Genomic DNA, 20505 nt, shown 5'->3' with positions numbered 1-20505 from the left:
GCATCCGGACACCCTTTTGCCCAAGCGCGACTCGGGCAAAATCAGAATACAAGGGCGGGCACCGCCCGCCGGCTTCTGCAGTTGAATGGTTTCCACGAGAGCGGCGGGCCGTGCCCGCCCTCGAAACTCTGGGCTTCAGCTAGCTGGCCGTGAGCTTCAGGCCGACGATTCCTATCAAGATCAGCGCAACGCACAACAGCCGCGGCCACGTGGCCGGATCGCCGAACAGCACGATGCCGAGCGCCACCGCACCGACCGCGCCGATGCCGGTCCAGATCGCATAGGGGTTGAGCCGAGATACGTGTAATTTTGATAAGTAGAAGTCATATTCTCTTTTGAAATCATAGAGATAGATTACTTCTCCTTGCACTCTCTACCTGTTCCTGTCCCGTCCTCATTTTTGCTTGGATTGACGGCGTTTGTGGGCCATAGTCAACTGGTTCTCTGCGGCCACTGCGCGGGCTTCCGCTGACTGAAGTGCCGCCTTCAAGCCGCTGACCTGTCCCCGCGCGCCAGCCAGCTCCAAGGCAAGCTGATCGCGCTCGCCCGTGATGGTGGCCACCGCCGCCAAGCGCGCTTCGCCCTCCGCCAATTCCCGGCGAAGACGCGCCATGTCCAGTCGCAATTCCGTGAGGCTGGTCTGCTGGTCTTCGCTACGTTGCCGCAGCTTGGCCAATTGCTGCTCTGCATGCCGCTGTCCTTCCCGCGCGGCATCGGTTTCTTGCAGCATGCGGGCCTGAGCGGCCTCCATGCGCTCGTTGGATTTATCCCGTTCCACCTGAAACGCAGCGTCGCGGGCGGCAATGGTCGCCTGGAATTCGGCGGTCAATCGGTCGTGAGCCTGCAGTGCGGCCTCTCGTTGCTGAGCCATGTCGGTGCGAACGGCCGCCACTTCGTGCTGCAAGGCTTGGACTTGGCCAAGGGCATCGCGCTTGGCCTCGGTTTCCCGGGTGAGCTGCTGCTGCACCTCGATGCCTTGCTCGCGTAGCTGACTGACCTCGTGCTGCAGCTGATGAACCGTGGCCTGTGCCGCATCCCGTTCGACAGCAACGTCATCGTACGCGCGCCTCTGTGCTTCCAGATCGGATTCCAGCGCCTGACGGTGCTCGTTGAAGACCTTCTCCCCCTGTTCTACGGCGGCCACCCAGAGTGAGCGCATGGCATCGGCGATCGCCGGCGGTAGATCGGCGCCGACCGCATCGGCCTTGGCTCGTTCGTCCTTCCACAACTTCAACTCGTCGTTGATGGTGGTACGGCTGCCCTGCTGGATGGCGGCATAGATCTGGTCGACGGTGATTTCGTGTGATCGTTTGCCGCCGGCGACCAGTTGGGCCGCGGCCTCACGAGTACGTTGACGGGTATCACTGACACGGCTCATGGCGGCTCCCGTCGCTCGGAGGGTGAATTTCGCGGAACACCTGATGTGTATATCACAGTATTACGTTACATGCATAACGATTTAATCAGGAATTTTACGATAACTTCCATAATCGAATGTCTTTTGGCTGTACGCTACGTTTCCCATGGCGTCAGACATCGGAAAGCATGACGGAGCCTGCAGCGAACCTTCTAGCGTTGCCCCAAGCCTTGCCGTCCACCCTGTCGGGATGCGCTGGCGCCAATCGCGCCTCGGCCAGCGTGGCGCGGCAGATCGCCGCCAACGACGACGTGGCCGCGATCGGCCTGTGGCTGGCGGAATATCACGACTCGCCGCATACCTTCCGCAGCTATCGCAAAGAGGCCGAACGCTTGCTGCTTTGGGCCACGCAAATCCGTGGCAAGCCGGTGTCGAGTCTCACTCGCGAGGATGTGATCGCTTATGAGGCGTTTCTTGCTCAGCCCCCTGCGACCTGGTGCGACGCCGGTCTCGCCCGTCGCGGCGAGCATCGGCGACTGTTGGTCGGTCCGTTGGCCGAGCGCAGCCGTCGCCAGGCCTTGGGCATTCTTGCGGGACTGTTCAATTACCTCGTGCGTGCCGGCTATCTCGCGGGCAGTCCGTTCGTCCTGCAGCGACAACGGGCACGCCGAGGCACTCGACGCACGATCGAACGCTACTTGGACCGTGCCATCTGGGAAGAGGTGTTACGCGTCGTCGACGATTGGCCGCAGGACTCCATGCGGGAACGGCAACGCTACGAACGCGCTCGCTGGGTGCTTCGCTTCCTCTATGAAACCGCACTACGAGCCGCCGAAGCCGCGGCCGCCAACGAAAACGATTTCCAACCTATCCGTGGGCGGTGGTGGTTGCACACCGTGGGGAAAGGTGGCGTCGAAGGCACCGTCCCCCTGAGCGACGGTCTCATGGACGACTTCGCACGCTATCGGCGCTTCCACGGCTTGCCCGCGTTGCCTTCGGGCGACGGCAACATCCCGGCCATTCTTGGCATCGCCGGACGATCGTCCCCGCTGACGCCCACGGCGGTCTACCAGATCGTCAAGGACACCTTCCGGCGCGTAGCCGAGACACTGCAACAGCAGGATGAGGTCAAGGCCACACGAGTGCGCCGCGCCTCGACGCATTGGCTGCGGCATACGGCCGCCACGCACCAGGCCGAGGATGGCACTCCGATCCACCACATCCAGCAGAACCTGCGTCATAGCTCCATCGGCACGACGTCGATCTATGTTCATGCAGAAGAAGATGCACGACATGCCAGTACTACGAAAACACGCATCGGGACCTCGGTGCCTCGCGGAGAGATGCCATGACTGACCCCGGCGATCGCTTTGGCATGCCGGTGAGCGCATTGAAGTTTGCTCTCTGACACGACTGCCAGCTGCAATCGACCGCGCCGTTAGCCGAACGGCATCACCCAAATCTTCCCTTCCCGGGCAATGATTCCATCGCCGTGACACAAATATCGTTGACTTCAACGTCAAGGGCAATTAGCGTACGCGCACCCGGCGGATCGCCCGCGGGCATTTATTTGCTGCATCCGAGACCCATGGACATCTATCCGAGTACCAACGCAGTGATCGCGCCATCGGCGCCGGTTGCTGCCGAGGTTCAGCCCAACGTGTACACATCCCGCGCACCGGTCGCGGGCGGGCACTCCTGACGTCCCGCTCGCCCCCCGGTCTGCGGACTGGAGGCGAGCCATGCTCCTGCTTACCCTTCTACTGCCATCCTCGCGCGCACCGCGCGCTGCGCCGGCTCGTCCGCCGCTGCACCCGGCGGGCGTGCCCCCGCGTCCGCTGCTCATCCAACACTGGCAGCGTCTGCCCGGCGAGACGCGTCTGCGCGCCCGCTGGCTGACCTCGCGCTGACATTCCCTTCCCCCACGCTGGCGCCCGCGGCCGTCGCTGCTGGCGCTCTTGCCAAAGATCGATCGCATGACGCGTTTGCCTACATCCAAACTGTTCGTACTTCTGCTACTGGGCCTCGGCGCCCTGGTCACGCCCGCGCATGCCGACAGCGGAAGCGCGCCACCGCTATTCGTGCCGCAGTTGCTGGATGCTCAGGTCAGCTACGTGGCGCAGAAGCTCGACCGCATGCATTCCGCCTATACCGGCCCGCTCAGCCTCCCGGCTGGCGGTGACCAAGCGCTCTCGCGCACGTTCGGTGCCTATCTGGGCATGCGGCTGCCGGCGCATCTGGCCTTCTATCTGGATGGCGAGCTGTTCACCGGTGGCGGCATCAACAAGGGCACCGGCCTGGCCGGTTACGTCAACGGAGATGTGGTGCGCGCAGGTCCCGGCTCGGGCGGCAAGCAGCGGCCGTACATCGCGCGCGCCTACCTCGATTGGAATCTGCCTTTGGGCACCAACAGCGCTCCGATGGCGCGGGCGCAGGATCAGCTTCCCGGCACGCTGGCCACCCAGCGGATCGAGCTCAAGCTGGGGCGGCTGGCGCTGGCCGATGACTTCGACAAAAACCGCTACGCCAACGATACCCGCCAACAGTTCATGAACTGGGATTTCATCAACGCGGCGTCCTATGACTATGCCGCCGATACCCGCGGCTACACCGACGGCTTCATCGTCGCGTGGGTCCAGCACCACTGGACGTTGCGTTACGGCGTGTACCAGATGCCGCTGCAGGCCAACGGTCAGGCGCTGGCCGGGCCACTGGACCGAGCCCGTGCCGAGCAGGTGCAGCTGTCGCTGCACCCGTTCGGCAGTGACGGCTTCGCGTTGCGCCTGCTGGCCTTCCGCAACATCGCCAAGATGGGCAACTACGCGCAGGCGCTGGCGCTCGCCGCCGCCAGTGGCGCTACGCCGGACATCGCCGCCGACGGTCGCTACGGCCGCCGCAAGCACGGCTACGTGATCAATGCCGAGCTGCCACTGGCCGACGACGGCGACACCGGGCTGTTCGCGCGTTGGGGCTGGAACGACGGCCACACTCAGTCGTTCGCCTACACGGAGGCCGAGCGCGCGCTGAGCGCGGGGGCGCAGCTGTCCGGCGCGCACTGGCGCCGCTCCGAGGACCGTATCGGCATCGCGTTCGACCTCAACGGCCTAGCCAGCGCGCATCGCGCCTACCTCGCCGCAGGCGGCTGCGGCTTCCTGCTGTGCGACGGCGCGTTGGACTACGGCCGCGAACGGGTGATCGAAGCCTACTACCGCCTACAACTCGGTCACTACTTGCAGCTGAGCCCGGACCTTCAGTGGATCGTCAACCCCGGCTACAACCGCGCGCGCGGCCCGGCGCGGGTGGTCGGCCTGCGCCTGCACCTGAGCCTCTGATACTTCTTCGATACCCACAGGAAGCCTGACCATGTCTGTGCCAGATATCTCCGTACCACACGCCAGCGCCGCGGCCCGCGCAGGCCTGCAGCAGCGTATCCGCGACCGCCTGCACCTGGCGACACTGCGCCGGCGCCCTGCCACGCCGTGGAACCGGCTGGTACTGGCCTTCGCCCTGATCGGCCCCGGCCTGCTGGTGATGCTGGGCGACAACGACGCCGGTGGCGTGCTGACCTACGCGCAGACCGGCGCAGCCTATGGGCTGGGCCTGTTTCTGCCGCTGATGTTAGTGCTCGGCTTCGTCGCCTACGTGGTGCAGGAGATGACCATCCGCCTGGGCGCTGTGACGCGGCGCGGCCACGCCGAGCTGATCTGGAAGCGCTACGGCCCGTTCTGGGGCATCTTCTCGCTGGTCGACCTAGTACTAGCCAACATCCTGACCTTGGTCACCGAGTTTCTGGGCATCCGCATCGGCGGCGAGGCGTTCGGCATTCCGTATGGGCTGAGCGTGCCGCTGACGCTGGGCTTCGTGGTGATGACGCTGGTGTTCCTGCGCTACTGGGCGTGGGAGCGCATCGCGCTGTTCATCGCCGCGCTCAACCTGGTGTTCGTGCCGCTGGTGCTGATGGCACACCCGCATTGGGATGCTGTGGCGCGTGCGTTCGCAGGCTCGGGCTGGGTGCTGCCCGGCGGCGTGCTGTCGGCGACCTTCCTGATCCTGCTGTCAGCCAACATCGGAACCAGCATCGCGCCGTGGCAGCTCTTCTTCCAGCAGTCCTGCGTGGTCGACAAGGGTCTGCTACCGAAGGACATCCCGGCCAGCCGACGCGACCTGATGCTCGGTGTGGGCGGCATGGTACTGGTGGCGATCGCGGTGATCGTGCTCGGCGCGGTAGCGCTGTCGGGACTTCCCGATGCGAAGAACCTTACGACCGAGGCAGTGCTGTCCGCGCTGCAGCAGCGCTTAGGCGAGACGGCTATGAAGCTGTTCGCGCTGGGCCTGATCGAAGCCGGGCTGATCGCCACCATCGTGATCACCGCCAGTACCGGCTGGGCGATCGGCGAGGCGCTGGATCTACCACGCTCGCTCAACGCGTCACCCGGCCAGGCATGGCGCTTTTATGCCCCGGCGGTGATGGGCACGGTGGTCGCAGCCGGCGTGGTGCTGTTCCCGAACCTGCCGATCGGCTTCCTCAACCTCAGCGTGCAGGTGATCGCCACTGTGTTCATGCCGGCGGCGATGCTGTTCCTGCTGATGCTGCTCAACGATCGTGAGCTGATGGGTGAGCATGCCAACGGGCCGGTGCGCAACGCACTGTCAGTCGCGATCATGCTCGGGCTGATCGCCTGCAACGTCCTGTATGGCCTGGTCACCGTATTTCCGCATATCTTTGGAGGCAACCCATGAAAGACCTTAACGAGTACACGCCCGAGCAGGTGCAGGCGCTGCTGGCCGAGGAAGGCTGGCATGACGAGCTGCCGCCGGTGCATCGCTTGCAGCTGACGCCGTGGCAGCAGTGGGTGTTCTGGGGGTTGCGCATCTACGTGGTGGTGATGTGCGTCATTGTGCTGTGGGCGTTCACCGCCGGCGTGCACGCCTGAGAGTGGTCGGCATGCCAGTACGACGCGGGCACGCGCTTCGTTGACCCCGCCCGACAATCACTCATGATGCCCTAGCCTGATGATCATCTGCGACCACATCGGCTCGATATTTTCCTCAATTCATACTGTAAGTAAGCATGTCTCTGTAAGTAAGCATGTCTCGCATCATTAGCTCCCCCTCGACCATTTGGACGGCGATCGGCAGGCATGCGCCTAGCTCGATTGCACCCAGGTCAGCTCAATGTCGTCCTTCACCACGTCATCGACTTCTTCCACCGGAATGCCGAGCAGTTCATTGATGTGGCCGTGGCGCATGCCGAAGAAGAGGCCGTTACGTCGGTAGGTGGCGCTCCAGGTGATACGGTCGACGTTGGCATGGTTGTACTCACCTTCATAAGTGAAACCATTGGTGGTCTTGCCGGAAACGCTGGTCATGATGGTTGCCTTTGGAATGATGTCGTGGTCCAGCATGCTCCTTTATTGGGCCGCGTGGGGAGGGCGCGCACTTGGGGGCGTGCACGAATCGATTCGGCGCAGCGCAACGGGATGAGATGCGGCCGCCGTGCGAGTTGAGCGGCATGCGATCGGATGCGATGGACTCTTGATGAGCACCGCAGGGAACGGTGCGGGCTGTTAGCGTTTGCCGGGCTCGGGCTCGGGCTCGTAAGGCTTGGCGCCATCGTCGTCCATGCGATCGACATCCTGCGCCTGGTGATCGATTTCACGCCGTTCGGCGGGGTCCGTCTTGGGCGTAGGTGGGGCAAAGCCGCTCGTCTGCGGTGCCCATGGCCATGCCACCGACCCGGCGCCGCTGGAGATGTTCGAGACCACGATCACCTTCAAGCCGAAGGACCAGTGGCGTCCCGGCATGACGATGGACAAGATCAAGGCGGCGCTGAACCGCGCCGTGCAGGTGCCGGGCCTGACGAACCTGTTCGTGCCGCCGATCCGCAACCGCATCGACATGCTCTCCACCGGCATCAAGAGTCCCATCGGCATCAAGGTGCTGGGCACCGATCTGGCGGCACTGCAATCGGTGGCCGATCGCATCGAGGCCGTCGCACGCACCGTGCCCGGTGTGCGCTCGGCGATCGCCGAGCGCCCGGCCAGTGGCCGCTACGTCGACGTGCACATCCATCGGGACGCGGCGGCGCGTTACGGACTGACGCAGGATCAGGTGCAGCAGTTGATCGCCACCGTGGTCGGTGGCGATCCCATCGGCCAGAGCATCGAGGGGCGCGAGCGCTTTCCGATCGTGGTGCGCTACCCGCGCGTGGACCGCGACTCGGTGCAGGCGTTGCGGCAACTGCCGATCGTGGCGGCCAACGGCGCCCAGCTCACGCTGGGCCAGATTGCCGACATCACGGTCGCGGCGGGACCGTCGATGCTGAAGAGCGAAGACGGCCAGCTGGCCACCTACGTCTACGTCGATACCGATAGCAGCAACCTCGGTGGCGTGGTCGCCCGGCTCCAGCGCGCGGTGACGCAACAGGTCACGCTGCCCGCCGGCGTCACGCTGGACTGGTCGGGCCAGTTCCAGTACCTGGCCCGCGCCGCCCAGCGGCTCCGGCTGGTGGTGCCTGTGGCCTTGCTCATCGTCTTCGTGCTGATCTACGCCGTATTCCGGCGCGCGGTCGAGGCGGCCCTGATCATGGCGAGTGTGCCGCTGGCGCTGGTCGGCGGTCTATGGCTGGTCTGGCTGCTGGGCCAAGCCGTATCGGTGGCGACGGTCATCGGCTTCATCGCCCTGGCCGGCGTCGCCGCGGAGTTTGGCGTGGTGATGCTGCTTTACCTTCGTCATGCCTGGGATCGGCAACTCGCGGCCAACCCGCAGGCGGGTATCGAGGCGCTGGACGCGGCCATCCGCGAAGGCGCGGTTCAGCGCGTACGACCCAAGGCGATGACGGTGGCCGTAATCCTGGCCGGTCTGTTTCCGATCCTGCTGGGCCATGGCGCCGGCTCTGAAGTCATGCAACGCATCGCCGCCCCCATGATCGGCGGCATGGTGACCGCACCTCTGTTGTCCATGCTCATCCTGCCAGCCGCATTCCGCCTGCGCATGCGGCACCGACTGCGCAAGTCCGCAGCCTTCGCCCAGCAGATGGATCCGAACATGCCCGGCATGGCCGGGATGCAACCGGCCAAACCCACCCTGGCGCAGGGCGTGGGGATCGTCAAGGCCATCGACACCGCCAAGGGCACGATCACCCTCCAGCACCAGGCCATCACCGCCATCGGCTGGCCGGCGATGATCATGACCTTCAAGGCCGATCCGCCGCCCCTCCTGCAGAAGGTGAAGGTCGGCGAGTCGGTGCGCTTCACCCTGCACCCGGCCGGCATGGCCAGCACGGTGACGGCGATCACACCGCTGCGGCCCTGAGCAGGCCATGCCGCGGCTCCACATGGGCCTGGTCTATGATCGGGCCTTTATAGCGTGACGGAACGAGCGCTCAGCCCGCGAACAGCGAGTCGCCGCTGGCTGCGGGCTGTTGCCGCGCGTGGCCCCCTTTCCATCGGTACCGAGGCATGGCATGGCTTCGATTGATCGGACTGCATACCCGCAATTCAAACGTAATCCTGTGGTTCGCGAACTCGTCGCGCTGTACACCGTCGACGAGTCCGAGACGGCCTTCATCGTCAAGCATGCACGACAGCCGTCCAGTCGATTAACCCTGGCCATCCTGCTGAAGAGCTTTCAGCGATTGCGCTATTTCCCGGCACTGGATGAGGTGCCCGCAGCCGTACTGAGACATATCAGGGCGTCCCTGAAGTTTCGGATCCAGGTGAAGCCTGCCCAGCCTAGCGCGGTCACGCTGTATCGCTATCACGCATTGATCCGGAAGCACCTGGATTTCCGGCCGTTCGAGGAAGGCGGTCTCGATGTGGCGGCCCGAGCCATGCGAGATGCCGCGGCCATCATGGATCACCCGCCGGATCTGATTAATGTGGGCATCGAGCAGTTGGTCACCGACCGCATCGGTCTGCCAGCCTTCAGTACACTTGATCGGCTGGCGCGACGTGTCCGTGCGCTGGTCAACGGCCAGCTCTTCGCAACCATTGCTCAGCGCCTGACGGCGGACGAGAAGGCACGCCTGGATGGATTGCTACAAGCCGCTGGGAAAGCCGGCAAAAGCCCGCTGCACGAGGTCAAACGCCTCCCCAAGCGCTCATCCTTGAGGCACTTCCAGGAACTGATCGACCACATGGAGCGGCTTGACGCGCTTGTGAACACGGACGCGCCGTTGGTTGGGATACCCGAACTCAAGCGCAAGCATTTCGCGGCAGAGGCGCGTGCACTCGATGCCGCCGAACTCAAAGATTTCCGCCCCGCCAAGCGACATGCTGTCCTGCTTTGCCTGATCCACCGGGCACGGGTACAGGTGCGCGACGATCTGGCGGCGATGTTCATCAAGCGCATGAGCAAGATCCATGTACACGGCAAGGAACATCTCGATCGCCTGCGCAGCCAGTACCGGGAGAAGGCCGAGGTGCTGGTGGCAACGATGTCCGATGTGATTCGCGTACTCGCCGAACAACGCAGCGACACAGCCGCCGGTCGTGAGATTCGGCGCCTGGTCGGGCAGCGCGGCAGCATCGATACGCTGCAGGAGGACTGCAACGCGATCGCAGCCCACAGCGGTGACAATTACTTGCCGTTGCTCTGGCCGTACTACAAGAGCCACCGACCCACGCTGCTGCGCATGGTGCGCATCCTCAATCTGAAAAGCACGACGGAAGATCGTTCGTTGATCGATGCCCTGGAGTTGATCCTTGCGCAGGAACGGCAGCGCGGTGATTGGCTGGACGGGCCCATGGATCTGTCCTTCACAACACACTTGTGGCGAAAGACCCTGACGCAGCGCACCGAGGATGGCGAGGAGCGCATTCACCGTCGGCATTTCGAGGTGTGCGTGTTTTCCGCGTTGGCGAACGAACTCAAGTCCGGTGATGCGGCCGTACCGGGATCGGAGGAGTACGCCGACCAAGGCGAGCAGCTATTGAGCTGGGAGGAGTGCGAGCCCCAAGTGGCCGCCTATTGCGCAGAGTTTGGCCTGCCGGCTGACCCGATCACGTTCGTCAACACACTGCAGTCGCGCCTGATGCAGGTCGCCGAGCAAACAGACCAGGAGTACGTCGACAACGGCCAGGTCGTGATCGATGACCAGGGCATGCCGGTTCTCAAGCGCAGCAAGGCCAAAGAGATGAGTAGCCAGGCCAAAGCCCTCGAAACGGCCATTCATGAGCGCCTGCGTGAGCGAAGCGTCATCGATGTGCTATGTGACGTGGGGCACTGGACCAACTGGCATCGTCATTTCGGCCCGCTATCCGGGTCGGACCCGAAGATTGATCAGGCACGCGAGCGTTATGTGCTGACGGCTTTTACCTACGGATGCAACCTGGGCCCCAATCAGGCGGCACGTCATTTCCGTGGGGCTGTCACGGCGCACATGCTGTCGTTCGTCAATCGTCGCCACATCGACGCGAACAAACTGGCCGCCGCATGCCGCGACATCATCAATAGCTACGCTGGCCTTCAATTGCCCAAGCACTGGGGCGACAGCAAGCGTGCCGCGGCAGATGGCACCAAGTACGAGATGTACATTCAGAACAGCCTGGCCTCATACCACATCCGGTACGGTGGTTACGGCGGCATTGCGTACCATCATGTCTCCGACACCTACGTCGCGCTGTTCAGCCACTTCATCCCATGCGGGGTCTGGGAAGCGGTGTACATCATCGATGGCCTGCTCAAGAACACGTCCGACATCCAGCCGGATATCGTGCACGCCGACACCCAAGGGCAGTCGCTTCCCGTCTTCGGGCTCTCATACTTGCTGGGCATCCAGCTGATGCCGCGCATCCGAAATTGGCAGGATTACCGGTTCTTCCGGCCCGATACGGATGCCTCCTACGAGCACATCGATGCGCTGTTCCGCGACAGCGTCGATTGGGACCTGATCGAGACGCATTGGAAAGACCTGATGCGCGTCGTATTGTCGATCAAAGCCGGCAAGGTGGCCGCTTCGACCTTGCTGCGGCGCTTGGGCAACAACAGCCGCAAGAACCGGCTTTACCACGCTTTTCGCGCCTTGGGCTCGGCCGTGCGCACGCTCTTCCTGCTGCAGTACATTTCCGACCAAGACCTGCGCGAACAGATCACCGCCTCCACCAACAAGGTCGAGGCCTATAACGGATTCTCGAAATACTTCTTCTTTGGTGGGGAGGGCATCATCGCCGACAACGATCCGGTGGAGCAGGAGAAGGCGGTCAAGTACAACGACCTGGTGGCCAACGCCGTGATCTTCCATAACGTCGTGGAGCAAACCCGCATCATCCGTTCGCTCATGCGGGAAGGCTGGAAGATCACTGCCGAAGATGTGGCCGCGCTCAGCCCTTACATGACGAGCCATATCAAACGCTTTGGAGACTACCTGATCGATGCCGAGGCCGTGCCCGAGCCCTACGAAGCCGAACTGGCCCTGGCTGCTTGAGTGTCGCAGGCGATGGGCACGAGGGTGGTGATTCCGCGCAGCCCATCTCGGCCAGGGGGCGTTCAACCCACGAGACCCGTGCTCGCTATGCTTCAAGCGACGTGGCAGTGGCATGGCAGGAGGTACCGTGGAGCTCTCGGATTTTCATATTGGTCTGGAATTCGTGGCAAGCGCCGGGTTCCGGTGGCGGTGCACCGATGTGGGCACCCGGACCATCTTGGCCATCCAGCTCGATCGGAAGGACCCCAACTGGTACCAGGGGCCGCCGTACATCGCCAGGGAAGTCGTGTTCGATGAGCACGAGATGGCGCGCTGCCACCGGACAAATGTCGATGCAGTGTCAGCCTCTTTGAAAGAGCACCAGACGATGGCACACCCGGGTTATCCCTCAGAGGTCGTGACGCGCATGCTGGAGGCGCGGCACGCCCAGCTTTATCCACACTCGGGCGTGTTGCGCTTCGACCGGTGTCGGCCGGACGGGGAAATCCTCCATCCCTTCGCAGGGCGGCAGGAGGAAGGGGAGTGGATCGTCGAGCTATACCTGCCGTTCCAAGAGGACTATGAGGTCATGCCAGAACGGGACTTCATCGCATTGCCTCGGGTGACGCACGCCGACCTACGGGTTCGCGCGGCCAAGAAAAACAGCTAACTCGTTGCCTCGACGGTGGAATTTCGATCCTAGTTATCAAAATTACACGTATCTCGGCTCAATCCCGCATACGCGGTGCCGATCGGCAGCGTCTTCACCGCCGTCGCCAGCAGCACGATGCTGACCGCCATGGCCGCCAGTGTGCCGAGCGTGGGCCACAGCCGGGTAAAACCCTCGGTGTACTTGAGGCCGATTGCCCAGACCACTTCGAACAGGCCGGCCAGCAGCAGGTAGATCCACGCCATGGTGACGCTCCCCGGTTTGCTGCAGAGCCGTCCCTGCGATGGAAAGGCGCGCGGGGTCGTCCCCGTGCGGCGGGCGACTCACGGCAACTCGCGCGTCCCGCGGCGGCGCTTGATGCCGCGCACGATGCCGTAGCTGCCGATCAGCAGCCACGCCACCTGCATGACGAACGCCGACAGGTTGAAGCTGCCGAAAGCCAGCGACAGCATCACGCCGATCGCGCCCAGCACGTTCATCAGCTGGTAGACCAGCCCACTGCCCTGCAGCTTGCGCTCCTGCAGCAGAAAAAACGCCAGCAGCACCAGCGCCACGCCGATATAACCGGCCCAGTCGTACCAGAAGAAATTCATCGTTTCGCTCCCCGCTGGCGCAGCGCCTCGAACAACACTACGCCGGTGGCGACGGAGACGTTGAGGCTTTCCATCGTGCCCGGCATCGGGATCTTCGCCACGAAATCGCACAGCTCGCGGGTGAGCCGGCGGATGCCCTCGCCCTCGCTGCCCAGCACCAGCGCCACCGGGCCCCCGAAGTCGACGCCGTAGATGGCGGTGTCGGTATCGCCGGCCAGGCCGGTGATCCACACGCCGGCGTCCTTCAGCTCGCGCAGCGTGCGCGCCAGGTTGGTCACCGCGATCAGCGGCACGCGGTCGGCACCGCCGGCGGAGGCGCGCCGCACTACCGGGGTGAGGCCGACCGCGCGGTCCTTCGGCACGATCACCGCGGTGACCTTCGCCGCGGCGGCGCTGCGCAGGCAGGCACCGAGGTTGTGCGGGTCGGTGACGCCGTCGAGCACCAGCACCAGCGCATCGCTGCCGTCCCGCTCCAGCAGGCCGGCCAGGTCGCTTTCGTGCGCCGCCGGCGCCGCCTCGTAACGCGCCGCCACGCCCTGGTGGCGCGCTTCGCCGGCCAGCTTGTCCAGTTCGTCGCGCGGGCGGTGCCGCACCGGGATATCCAGCTTCTTCGCGCGCTCGGCCAGCTCCAGCACGCGCGCGTTGCGCTGGCCGTTCTCGACCAGCAGCTCGCGCACGCGTTCGGCATCGTTGCTCAACGCGCCCTCGACCGGGTTGATGCCGACGATCCAGCTCTCGCTCATGACTTGCCTTTCGGTTTGCGGCCGCCGTGCTTCGCGGGCTCCTGTGCAACGGGCGCCGGAGCCCGCCCGCGCGTGGCGGCAGTGCCCTTGCGCGGACGCTGCGCGTCGGCATGCTGACGGCCGGCGGCGTGCGACGGCGGCGGATTATCGCCCGGCGCGGCCCGGCGCGGCGCGGGCGCCTCGGCCGCGACCTCCTTGCGGCCGAATGCGCGGCCGATCGCCTTCGCGGCACGGCCGAACACGCCCGGCGCCTTGGCGGCGGCCTTCTTCGGCAGCGAATAACGCTCGCCCGCGGCGGCATAGTCGTAGGCCTTGCCGCCGGCGGGCGGTGGCGCGGCCGGCGTGCGCGGCGAGACCAGGCGGAAGTCGATCTTGCGATCCTCCAGGCTGGCACGCAGCACCTTGACGCGCACGTGGTCGCCGAGGCGGAACTGCGCCCCGGTGCGCTCGCCCTTGAGCAGTTTGCGGGTGGCGTCGAAGTGGTAGTAGTCGTTCATGAGCTGGCTGATATGCACCAGGCCGGACACCTTCGACTCGTCCAGTTCCACGAACAGGCCGAACGAGGTGACGCCGGTGACCACGCCGTCGAACTCGCTGCCGATGTGCTTCTCCATCCAGGCGCACTTGAAGCGCTCGTCCACGTCGCGCTCGGCCTCCTCGGCGCGGCGCTCGCGCTGCGAGCAGTGGATCGCCATCGCCGCCATCCCGGCAGGCGTGTAGGCGTAGTCGGCCGGCTTGCCGCCGGTCAGCGCGTAGCGGATCGCGCGGTGCACCAGCAGGTCGGGATAGCGGCGGATCGGCGAGGTGAAGTGCGCGTAGGCCTGCAGCGCCAGGCCGAAGTGGCCGCGGTTGTCCGGCTGGTAAGCCGCCATGCTCTGCGCGCGCAACAGCACGTTCTGGATCAGTTCGCGCTCGGGGCGATCCTGCACCATGCGCAGGATCTCGGCGAAATCCGCCGGCGTCACTTCGTCCACCGGCGGCATGCGCAGCTTGAACTCGCGCAGGAACTGCTGCAGGTCTTCGTACTTCTCCGCCGGCGGCGGCTCGTGCGCGCGGAACAGCGCGGGGACTTTCCTCTTCTCCAGGAACAGCGCCGCCTGCACGTTTGCGGCGATCATGCATTCCTCGATCAGCTTGTGCGCGTCGTTGCGCTCGGTGGCCCCCATCGATTCGACGCCGCCGGTCTGGTCGAGGCGGAACTTCACCTCGGGCGTCTCGAAGTCGATCGCGCCGCGGCGCCGGCGCTGGGCCGCCATCGCCTTGTACAGCGCGTGCAGGTTCTCCAGCTGAGGCAGCACGTCGGCCACCTCGTGGCGCGCGTCCGGATCACGCAGGCCCACGGCCTGCCACACCTTGTCGTAGGTGAGCCGCGCGTGCGACAGCATCACCGCGTCGTAGAATTTCGACCGGGTCACGCTGCCTTCGGCGTCGACCAGCATGTCGCACACCATGCACAGCCGCTCGACCTTCGGGTTCAGCGAGCAGATGCCGTTGGACAGCGTCTCCGGCAGCATCGGCACCACGAAGCCGGGGAAGTAGGTGGACGTGCTGCGCTCGAACGCTTCCTTGTCCAGGGCCTTGCCGACCAGCACGTAGTGCGAGACGTCGGCGATCGCCACGATCAGGCGCCAACCACCGCCGCGCTTGGGTTCGGCATACACGGCGTCGTCGAAGTCGCGCGCGTCGGCGCCATCGATCGTCACCAGCGGCAGCTTGCGCAGGTCGGTGCGGCCCTCGCGCTCGGCGGTGGTCACTACCGACTCCACCTGAGCCGCGTCGCGCAGCACCTCGGCCGGCCATTCGTGCGGCAGGTCGTGGCTGGCGATCGCCATCTCCACCACCAGCGACGGCTGCAGGCGTTCGCCCAGCACCGCGCGGATCTCGCCGATCGGGCCGCGTTGCGGCGTCGGCGGGTCGGTGATCTCTGCCACCACGATCTGGCCCGAGCGGGCACCCTGCTCCTTGCCCGGCTTGATCATCACGTCCTGGACGAGGCGGCGGTCGTCCGGGGCCACCAGGGTCACGCCGTTGTCGATCACCACCCGGCCGACCAGCCGCGGCGAGCGGCGCTGCAGCACTTCGGCGATCGCGCCCTGCCGCCGGCCGCGCCGGTCGATGCCGACCACGCTGGCCAGCACGCGGTCGCCATGCATCACCGCGCGCATCTGTTGCGGCGACAGGTACAGGTCGTCGCCGCCCTCGTCCGGGCGCAGGAAGCCGTAGCCCTCGGCATTGGCCAGCACCACGCCGGCGATCAGGTCCAGCTTCTGCGTCGGCGCGTAGCCGCCGCGACGGCCCAGCAGCAGCTGGCCGTCGCGCACCATCGCGGCGAGCCGCTTGCGCAGTGCCTCGAGGTCGGTTTCCTCGTGGATATCCAGCGCCTCGGCGATGCGCGCCTCGGTCAGCAGTTCGCCGCGTTCTTCCAGCAGGGCGAGGATCGCCTCGCGGCTGGGAATCGGGCGCGCATAACGCTGCGCCTCGCGATCGGCATGCGGGTCGCGCACGGCGCCTGCGGCGGCCTTGCTGCGCTTGTCCGGCGCAGCGGCGGCCCGCGGCGCCCGTTTGGCGGGCTTCTTCGCGGAAGGCGCGTCGCCGGGATTGCCGGAACGGGGGGGAGTTTTTCTGGTCACTCAGGATCCTTGTGATGTTTGCGCCGCGGAGAATGCCACGTCGCCATGAACGGATGTGAAAAAGTGTTGACAAGCCGTCGGCAGGTGCCTAAATTACGCGGCTCACGCAGCTCGCCGAGCGACGTGACACCTGCCCAGGTGGCGGAATTGGTAGACGCACTAGCTTCAGGTGCTAGCGGGGGCAACTCCGTGGAGGTTCGAGTCCTCTCCTGGGCACCAATTGTAAACGAAGGCCGCCTCCCGAGGCGGCCTTCGCTTTTTCCGGGTTTGATTAAAGTCAGGAAGGCCGCCTCCCGAGGCGGCCTTCGTTTTTCCGGGGTTTGATTGAAGTCAGGAAGGCAGGCGGACAGTGCACCGTCCTACGGCGCGCAATCATGCGGGGCGGGCGCCGCCCGCCGGCTTTTCAGGTGGCCGCCGGTCCCTTCAGCTCGATCATGTTGCCCTGCGGGTCGTACAGGTAGATCGACGGGCCCTCGCCTTGCGCGCCGTAGCGCGAGCCCAGCTCGCCGATGCGCACGCCATGCGCCTTCAGGTGCGCCAGGATCGCCGCCTCGTCGTAGTCCTCCACGCGCAGGCACAGGTGATCCATGTTGTGGCCTTCCCTGCCCGGCGCGGCGCCGCCGTGGCGGCCAAGTTTGCCGTCGATGGCTACCAGGTCGATCAGCGAGGCGCCGGCGCGCAGTTGTACCAGGCCGATCTCGTCCTGCCGGCGTTCCTCGCGACAGCCGAGTACCTCGCAGTAGAAGCGTTGCATGGCCGCGATGTCGATGGCGCGCAGCACCACGTGGTCAATTTCGCCGATATGGATCATGGGGCGCGGGCGGGTTGGGGGTGGGGTATCCGAGCATAGCGCGGGCCGGCGATCGGAGTTCCCTGAACCGCACCCCGCGGGCTGCAACACGCCCCGGATCCCCCTGTATAATCGCCGCGGTAAACGCATGGTGGGAGAAGCGGGCGGCCCGGAGAACGGGCACGTGCCGCTGCCGAAGACGCAACGCCCGTAATCGCTCAGGCTCCCATACCATCATGTGCGAACACTCTGGAGAGACCGGTTGAATCCGGCGCCGAAGGGGCACGAAGCGCAGGCATCGCGTTTCCAAACTCTCAGGCAAAAGGACAGAGGGGCGCCCCGCGTGCGGCACGGCACGCGAGTCTTCGGATGCCCGCTCATGAGCCACAACTCCTCCCCTTCCCTGCGCGACCTCGAACACCACGGCGCGTTCATCGAACGTCACATCGGTCCGGACGACGCCGAGATCACGCAAATGCTGCACGTGATCGGCCACGATTCGCTGGAGTCGATGACCGACGCCATCGTCCCCGGCTCGATCAAGTCCGCCGCGCCGCTGGCGTTGCCGGAGGCGATCACCGAAGAGGAAGCGCTGGCCAAGATCCGCGCGATTGCCGACAAGAACCAGGTGTTCCGCAGCTTCATCGGCCAGGGCTACTACGGCACGCTCACGCCGAACGTCATCCTGCGCAACATCCTGGAGAACCCCGCCTGGTACACCGCGTACACGCCGTACCAGGCGGAGATCTCGCAGGGCCGCATGGAGGCGCTGATCAACTTCCAGACGATGTGCGCCGACCTCACCGGCATGGAGATCGCCAACGCCTCGCTGCTGGACGAAGCCACCGCCGCGGCCGAGGCGATGACCCTGGCCAAGCGCTCGTGCAAGTCGAAGTCGAACGTGTTCTTCGTGTCGAACGGCGTGCACCCGCAGACGCTGGAAGTGGTGCGCACGCGCGCCGAGCCGCTGGGCATCGAGCTGGTGGTCGGTGCCGACAGCGACGCGGCCGGCACCGAGGCGTTCGGCGTGCTGCTGCAGTACCCGGACACCTTCGGCAGCATCAACGATTACCAGGCGATCGCCGACGCCGTGCACGCACGCGGCGGCCTGGTCGCGGTCGCCACCGACCTGCTCGCGCTGACCCTGATCGCCGCACCGGGCGAATGGGGCGCGGACATCGTGGTGGGCAACTCACAGCGCTTCGGCGTGCCGTTCGGCTTCGGCGGTCCGCACGCCGCGTTCATGGCCTGCCGCGACGCGTACAAGCGCTCGATGCCGGGCCGCCTGATCGGCGTGTCGATCGACACCGAGGGCAAGGCTGCCTACCGCCTCACCCTGCAGACGCGCGAGCAGCACATCCGCCGCGAGAAAGCCACCTCCAACATCTGCACCGCGCAGGTGCTGCTGGCGGTGATGGCCAGCATGTACGCGGTCTACCACGGCCCCAAGGGCCTCGTCCGCATCGCCCGCCGCACGCATCGCCTGACCGCGATCCTCGCCGCCGCGCTGCGCCAGGCCGGCGTCGCCGTGGGCAAGGACTTCTTCGACACCTTGCACATCACCGGCGTCGATGCGGCCGTGCTGCACGCGAAGGCGGCAGCCGCACGCATCAACCTGCGCCGCATCGACGACAAGAGCGTCGGCTTCAGCCTCGACGAAAGCACCACCCGCGCCGACGTGGTCGCGCTGGCGGCGTTGTTCGGCGCGAAGATCGAAAATGTCGACGCCCTCGACGCCGCCACCGCCGACGCCCTGCCTGCTGCCCTGGTGCGCAAGAGCGCGTTCCTCACCCACCCGGTGTTCAACACGCACCACAGCGAGCACGAGCTGTTGCGCTACATGCGCGCGCTGGCCGACAAGGACCTGGCGATGGATCGCACGATGATCCCGCTGGGCTCGTGCACCATGAAACTCAACGCCACCGCCGAGATGATCCCGATCACCTGGCCGGAATTCGCCAACATCCATCCGCTGGCCCCGGCCGCGCAGACGCAGGGCTACAAGGAACTGATCGACGGCCTGGAAGCGATGCTGGTCGAATGCACCGGCTACGACGCGGTGAGCCTGCAGCCGAACTCCGGCGCGCAGGGCGAATACGCCGGCCTGCTGGCGATCCGCGCCTACCACCGCTCGCGCGGCGACACGCATCGCGACATCTGCCTGATCCCCGAATCCGCCCACGGCACCAACCCGGCCTCCGCGCACCTGTGCGGCATGACCGTGGTGGTGACCAAGTGCGACGGCAACGGCAACGTCGACGTCGAGGACATCCGCCGCGCCGCAGAGAAGTACAGCGACCGTCTCGCCGCGCTGATGATCACCTACCCGTCCACCCACGGCGTGTTCGAGGAGGACATCGTCGCCATCTGCGACATCGTCCACCAGCACGGCGGCCAGGTGTATACCGATGGCGCCAACATGAACGCGCTGGTCGGCGTGGCCAAGCCCGGCAAGTGGGGCTCGGACGTGTCGCACCTCAACCTGCACAAGACCTTCTGCATCCCGCACGGCGGCGGCGGCCCGGGCGTCGGTCCGTGCGCGGTGAAGTCGCACCTGGCGAAGTTCTTGCCTGCCAGCTTCCCTGCTGGCGAAGATCAAGAAGCAGCCATCCATGGCCGCACTCCTCACAACAGCCGCTCCGTAGGGATGGTCAGCGCGGCCAGCTTCGGCAGTGCCAGCATCCTGCCGATCAGCTGGATGTACGTCACCCTGATGGGCCAGCAGGGCCTGCGCAAGGCCACCCAGGTCGCCCTGCTCAACGCGAACTACATCGCCAGGCGGCTGGAGCCGCACTACCCCACCCTGTACACCGGCCGCAACGGGCTGGTGGCGCACGAGTGCATCCTCGACCTGCGCCCGCTCAAGGACGCCACCGGCATCGGCGCCGAGGACGTGGCGAAGCGGCTGATCGACTTCGGCTTCCACGCGCCCACGCTGAGCTTCCCGGTGTCCGGCACCTTGATGGTGGAGCCGACCGAGAGCGAATCGCGTTACGAGCTGGACCGCTTCATCGACGCCATGATCCAGATCCGCGACGAGATCCGCGCGATCGAGGAAGGCAAGCTGGACCGCGAGGACAACCCGCTGAGGAACGCCCCGCACACCGCCACCATGGTCAGCGGCAGCGAGTGGACCCACGCCTACCCGCGCGAACTGGCCGCCTTCCCGCTGGCCAGCCTGAAGTTGCAGAAGTACTGGCCGCCGGTGGCCCGCGTCGACAACGTCTACGGCGACAAGAACATCATGTGCGCCTGCATCCCGGTGGATGCGTACAAGGAAGAAGCCGAGGCGTAAGCCAGGCCGCCTTGAACTGTAG

General features: G+C 65.5%; 15 protein-coding genes, 1 tRNA gene, 3 pseudogenes and 1 riboswitch. Of the genes and pseudogenes, 10 read left to right on the top strand and 9 right to left on the bottom strand.

The window, feature by feature from the left end:
• Nucleotides 1-139: 139 nt before the first annotated feature.
• Both RHOFW104R8_RS05145 and RHOFW104R8_RS05140 read right to left on the bottom strand, forming a co-directional pair.
• Nucleotides 140-283: pseudogene (locus RHOFW104R8_RS05145) on the bottom strand (DMT family transporter); the annotation flags it as partial.
• A gap of 111 nt (nt 284-394) precedes the next feature.
• Entirely contained in the window at nt 395-1378 is a 984-nt protein-coding gene (locus RHOFW104R8_RS05140; RefSeq protein WP_068091467.1) for a DNA-binding protein, read from the bottom strand.
• A gap of 167 nt (nt 1379-1545) precedes the next feature.
• Between RHOFW104R8_RS05140 and RHOFW104R8_RS05135 the strand changes: the two genes are divergently transcribed.
• The 4 genes from RHOFW104R8_RS05135 (at nt 1546) to RHOFW104R8_RS05120 (ending at nt 6291) form a co-directional block, all read left to right on the top strand.
• On the top strand, nt 1546-2709 hold the full coding sequence (locus RHOFW104R8_RS05135; protein ID WP_068091469.1) for a site-specific integrase: 1164 nt from the start codon (nt 1546-1548) through the stop codon (nt 2707-2709).
• 624 nt (nt 2710-3333) lie between these two features.
• Nucleotides 3334-4689: a carbohydrate porin gene (locus tag RHOFW104R8_RS05130; RefSeq protein ID WP_235604315.1), complete on the top strand. Its 1356-nt coding sequence runs from the start codon at nt 3334-3336 to the stop codon at nt 4687-4689.
• A 31-nt stretch (nt 4690-4720) separates the two neighbouring features.
• Nucleotides 4721-6097 carry an NRAMP family divalent metal transporter gene (locus RHOFW104R8_RS05125; RefSeq protein ID WP_027483921.1) on the top strand — a complete coding sequence of 459 codons (1377 nt, stop codon included), beginning with the start codon at nt 4721-4723 and terminating at the stop codon, nt 6095-6097.
• Nucleotides 6094-6291 (top strand): hypothetical protein, encoded by a 198-nt coding sequence (locus tag RHOFW104R8_RS05120; protein ID WP_043795149.1) that lies wholly within the window; start codon nt 6094-6096, stop codon nt 6289-6291. Before RHOFW104R8_RS05125 ends, RHOFW104R8_RS05120 begins: the two co-directional genes overlap by 4 nt.
• 213 nt (nt 6292-6504) lie before the next feature.
• Here the strand turns inward: RHOFW104R8_RS05120 and RHOFW104R8_RS05115 are convergent, their stop codons facing one another.
• Both RHOFW104R8_RS05115 and RHOFW104R8_RS17660 read right to left on the bottom strand, forming a co-directional pair.
• Nucleotides 6505-6762, bottom strand: coding sequence for a hypothetical protein (locus tag RHOFW104R8_RS05115; protein WP_068091472.1), 258 nt, complete (start codon nt 6760-6762; stop codon nt 6505-6507).
• 162 nt (nt 6763-6924) lie between these two features.
• Nucleotides 6925-7134: a hypothetical protein gene (locus RHOFW104R8_RS17660; RefSeq protein WP_162493025.1), complete on the bottom strand. Its 210-nt coding sequence runs from the start codon at nt 7132-7134 to the stop codon at nt 6925-6927.
• On the opposite strand from RHOFW104R8_RS17660, the pseudogene RHOFW104R8_RS05110 reads away from it, so the two are divergent.
• The 4 genes and pseudogenes from RHOFW104R8_RS05110 to RHOFW104R8_RS05100 form a co-directional block, all read left to right on the top strand.
• Nucleotides 7085-8392: pseudogene (locus RHOFW104R8_RS05110) on the top strand (efflux RND transporter permease subunit); the annotation flags it as partial. The gene RHOFW104R8_RS17660 and the pseudogene RHOFW104R8_RS05110 sit on opposite strands and share 50 nt — an antisense overlap.
• A complete protein-coding gene (locus RHOFW104R8_RS17780; RefSeq protein ID WP_407071431.1) occupies nt 8393-8671 on the top strand; it encodes a copper-binding protein in 279 nt (92 codons plus the stop codon).
• Nucleotides 8672-8822: 151 nt separating this feature from the next.
• A complete protein-coding gene (locus RHOFW104R8_RS05105; protein ID WP_068091475.1) occupies nt 8823-11783 on the top strand; it encodes a Tn3 family transposase in 2961 nt (986 codons plus the stop codon).
• Between the two features lie 127 nt (nt 11784-11910).
• Complete coding sequence (locus RHOFW104R8_RS05100; RefSeq protein ID WP_068091696.1) at nt 11911-12432, top strand: hypothetical protein; 522 nt, start codon at nt 11911-11913, stop codon at nt 12430-12432.
• A gap of 68 nt (nt 12433-12500) precedes the next feature.
• On the opposite strand, the pseudogene RHOFW104R8_RS05095 reads toward RHOFW104R8_RS05100, so the two are convergent.
• The 4 genes and pseudogenes from RHOFW104R8_RS05095 to rnr form a co-directional block, all read right to left on the bottom strand.
• Nucleotides 12501-12677: pseudogene (locus RHOFW104R8_RS05095) on the bottom strand (DMT family transporter); the annotation flags it as partial.
• A 78-nt stretch (nt 12678-12755) separates the two neighbouring features.
• Nucleotides 12756-13025 carry a hypothetical protein gene (locus RHOFW104R8_RS05090; protein WP_068091478.1) on the bottom strand — a complete coding sequence of 90 codons (270 nt, stop codon included), beginning with the start codon at nt 13023-13025 and terminating at the stop codon, nt 12756-12758.
• The gene (gene rlmB, locus RHOFW104R8_RS05085; RefSeq protein WP_068091480.1) at nt 13022-13768 is read right to left on the bottom strand and encodes a 23S rRNA (guanosine(2251)-2'-O)-methyltransferase RlmB; all 747 of its coding nucleotides are present in this window, start codon (nt 13766-13768) and stop codon (nt 13022-13024) included. Before rlmB ends, RHOFW104R8_RS05090 begins: the two co-directional genes overlap by 4 nt.
• Nucleotides 13765-16398: a ribonuclease R gene (gene rnr, locus RHOFW104R8_RS05080; RefSeq protein WP_407071430.1), complete on the bottom strand. Its 2634-nt coding sequence runs from the start codon at nt 16396-16398 to the stop codon at nt 13765-13767. Before rnr ends, rlmB begins: the two co-directional genes overlap by 4 nt.
• A gap of 132 nt (nt 16399-16530) precedes the next feature.
• Between rnr and RHOFW104R8_RS05075 the strand changes: the two genes are divergently transcribed.
• Nucleotides 16531-16617: transfer RNA gene (locus RHOFW104R8_RS05075), tRNA-Leu, on the top strand.
• Nucleotides 16618-16801: 184 nt separating this feature from the next.
• Here the strand turns inward: RHOFW104R8_RS05075 and RHOFW104R8_RS05070 are convergent.
• A complete protein-coding gene (locus RHOFW104R8_RS05070; protein WP_068091482.1) occupies nt 16802-17209 on the bottom strand; it encodes a VOC family protein in 408 nt (135 codons plus the stop codon).
• 218 nt (nt 17210-17427) lie between these two features.
• Nucleotides 17428-17528, top strand: a riboswitch (glycine riboswitch).
• A 39-nt stretch (nt 17529-17567) separates the two neighbouring features.
• On the opposite strand from RHOFW104R8_RS05070, the gene gcvP reads away from it, so the two are divergent.
• Nucleotides 17568-20483, top strand: coding sequence for an aminomethyl-transferring glycine dehydrogenase (gene gcvP / locus RHOFW104R8_RS05065; RefSeq protein ID WP_068091484.1), 2916 nt, complete (start codon nt 17568-17570; stop codon nt 20481-20483).
• Nucleotides 20484-20505: the final 22 nt, after the last annotated feature.

The organism is Rhodanobacter sp. FW104-R8, assembly GCF_001617365.1.
GTDB lineage: Bacteria > Pseudomonadota > Gammaproteobacteria > Xanthomonadales > Rhodanobacteraceae > Rhodanobacter.
Note: the sequence above shows the minus strand (reverse complement) of the source record. Positions and strands in the feature narration are given on the sequence as shown.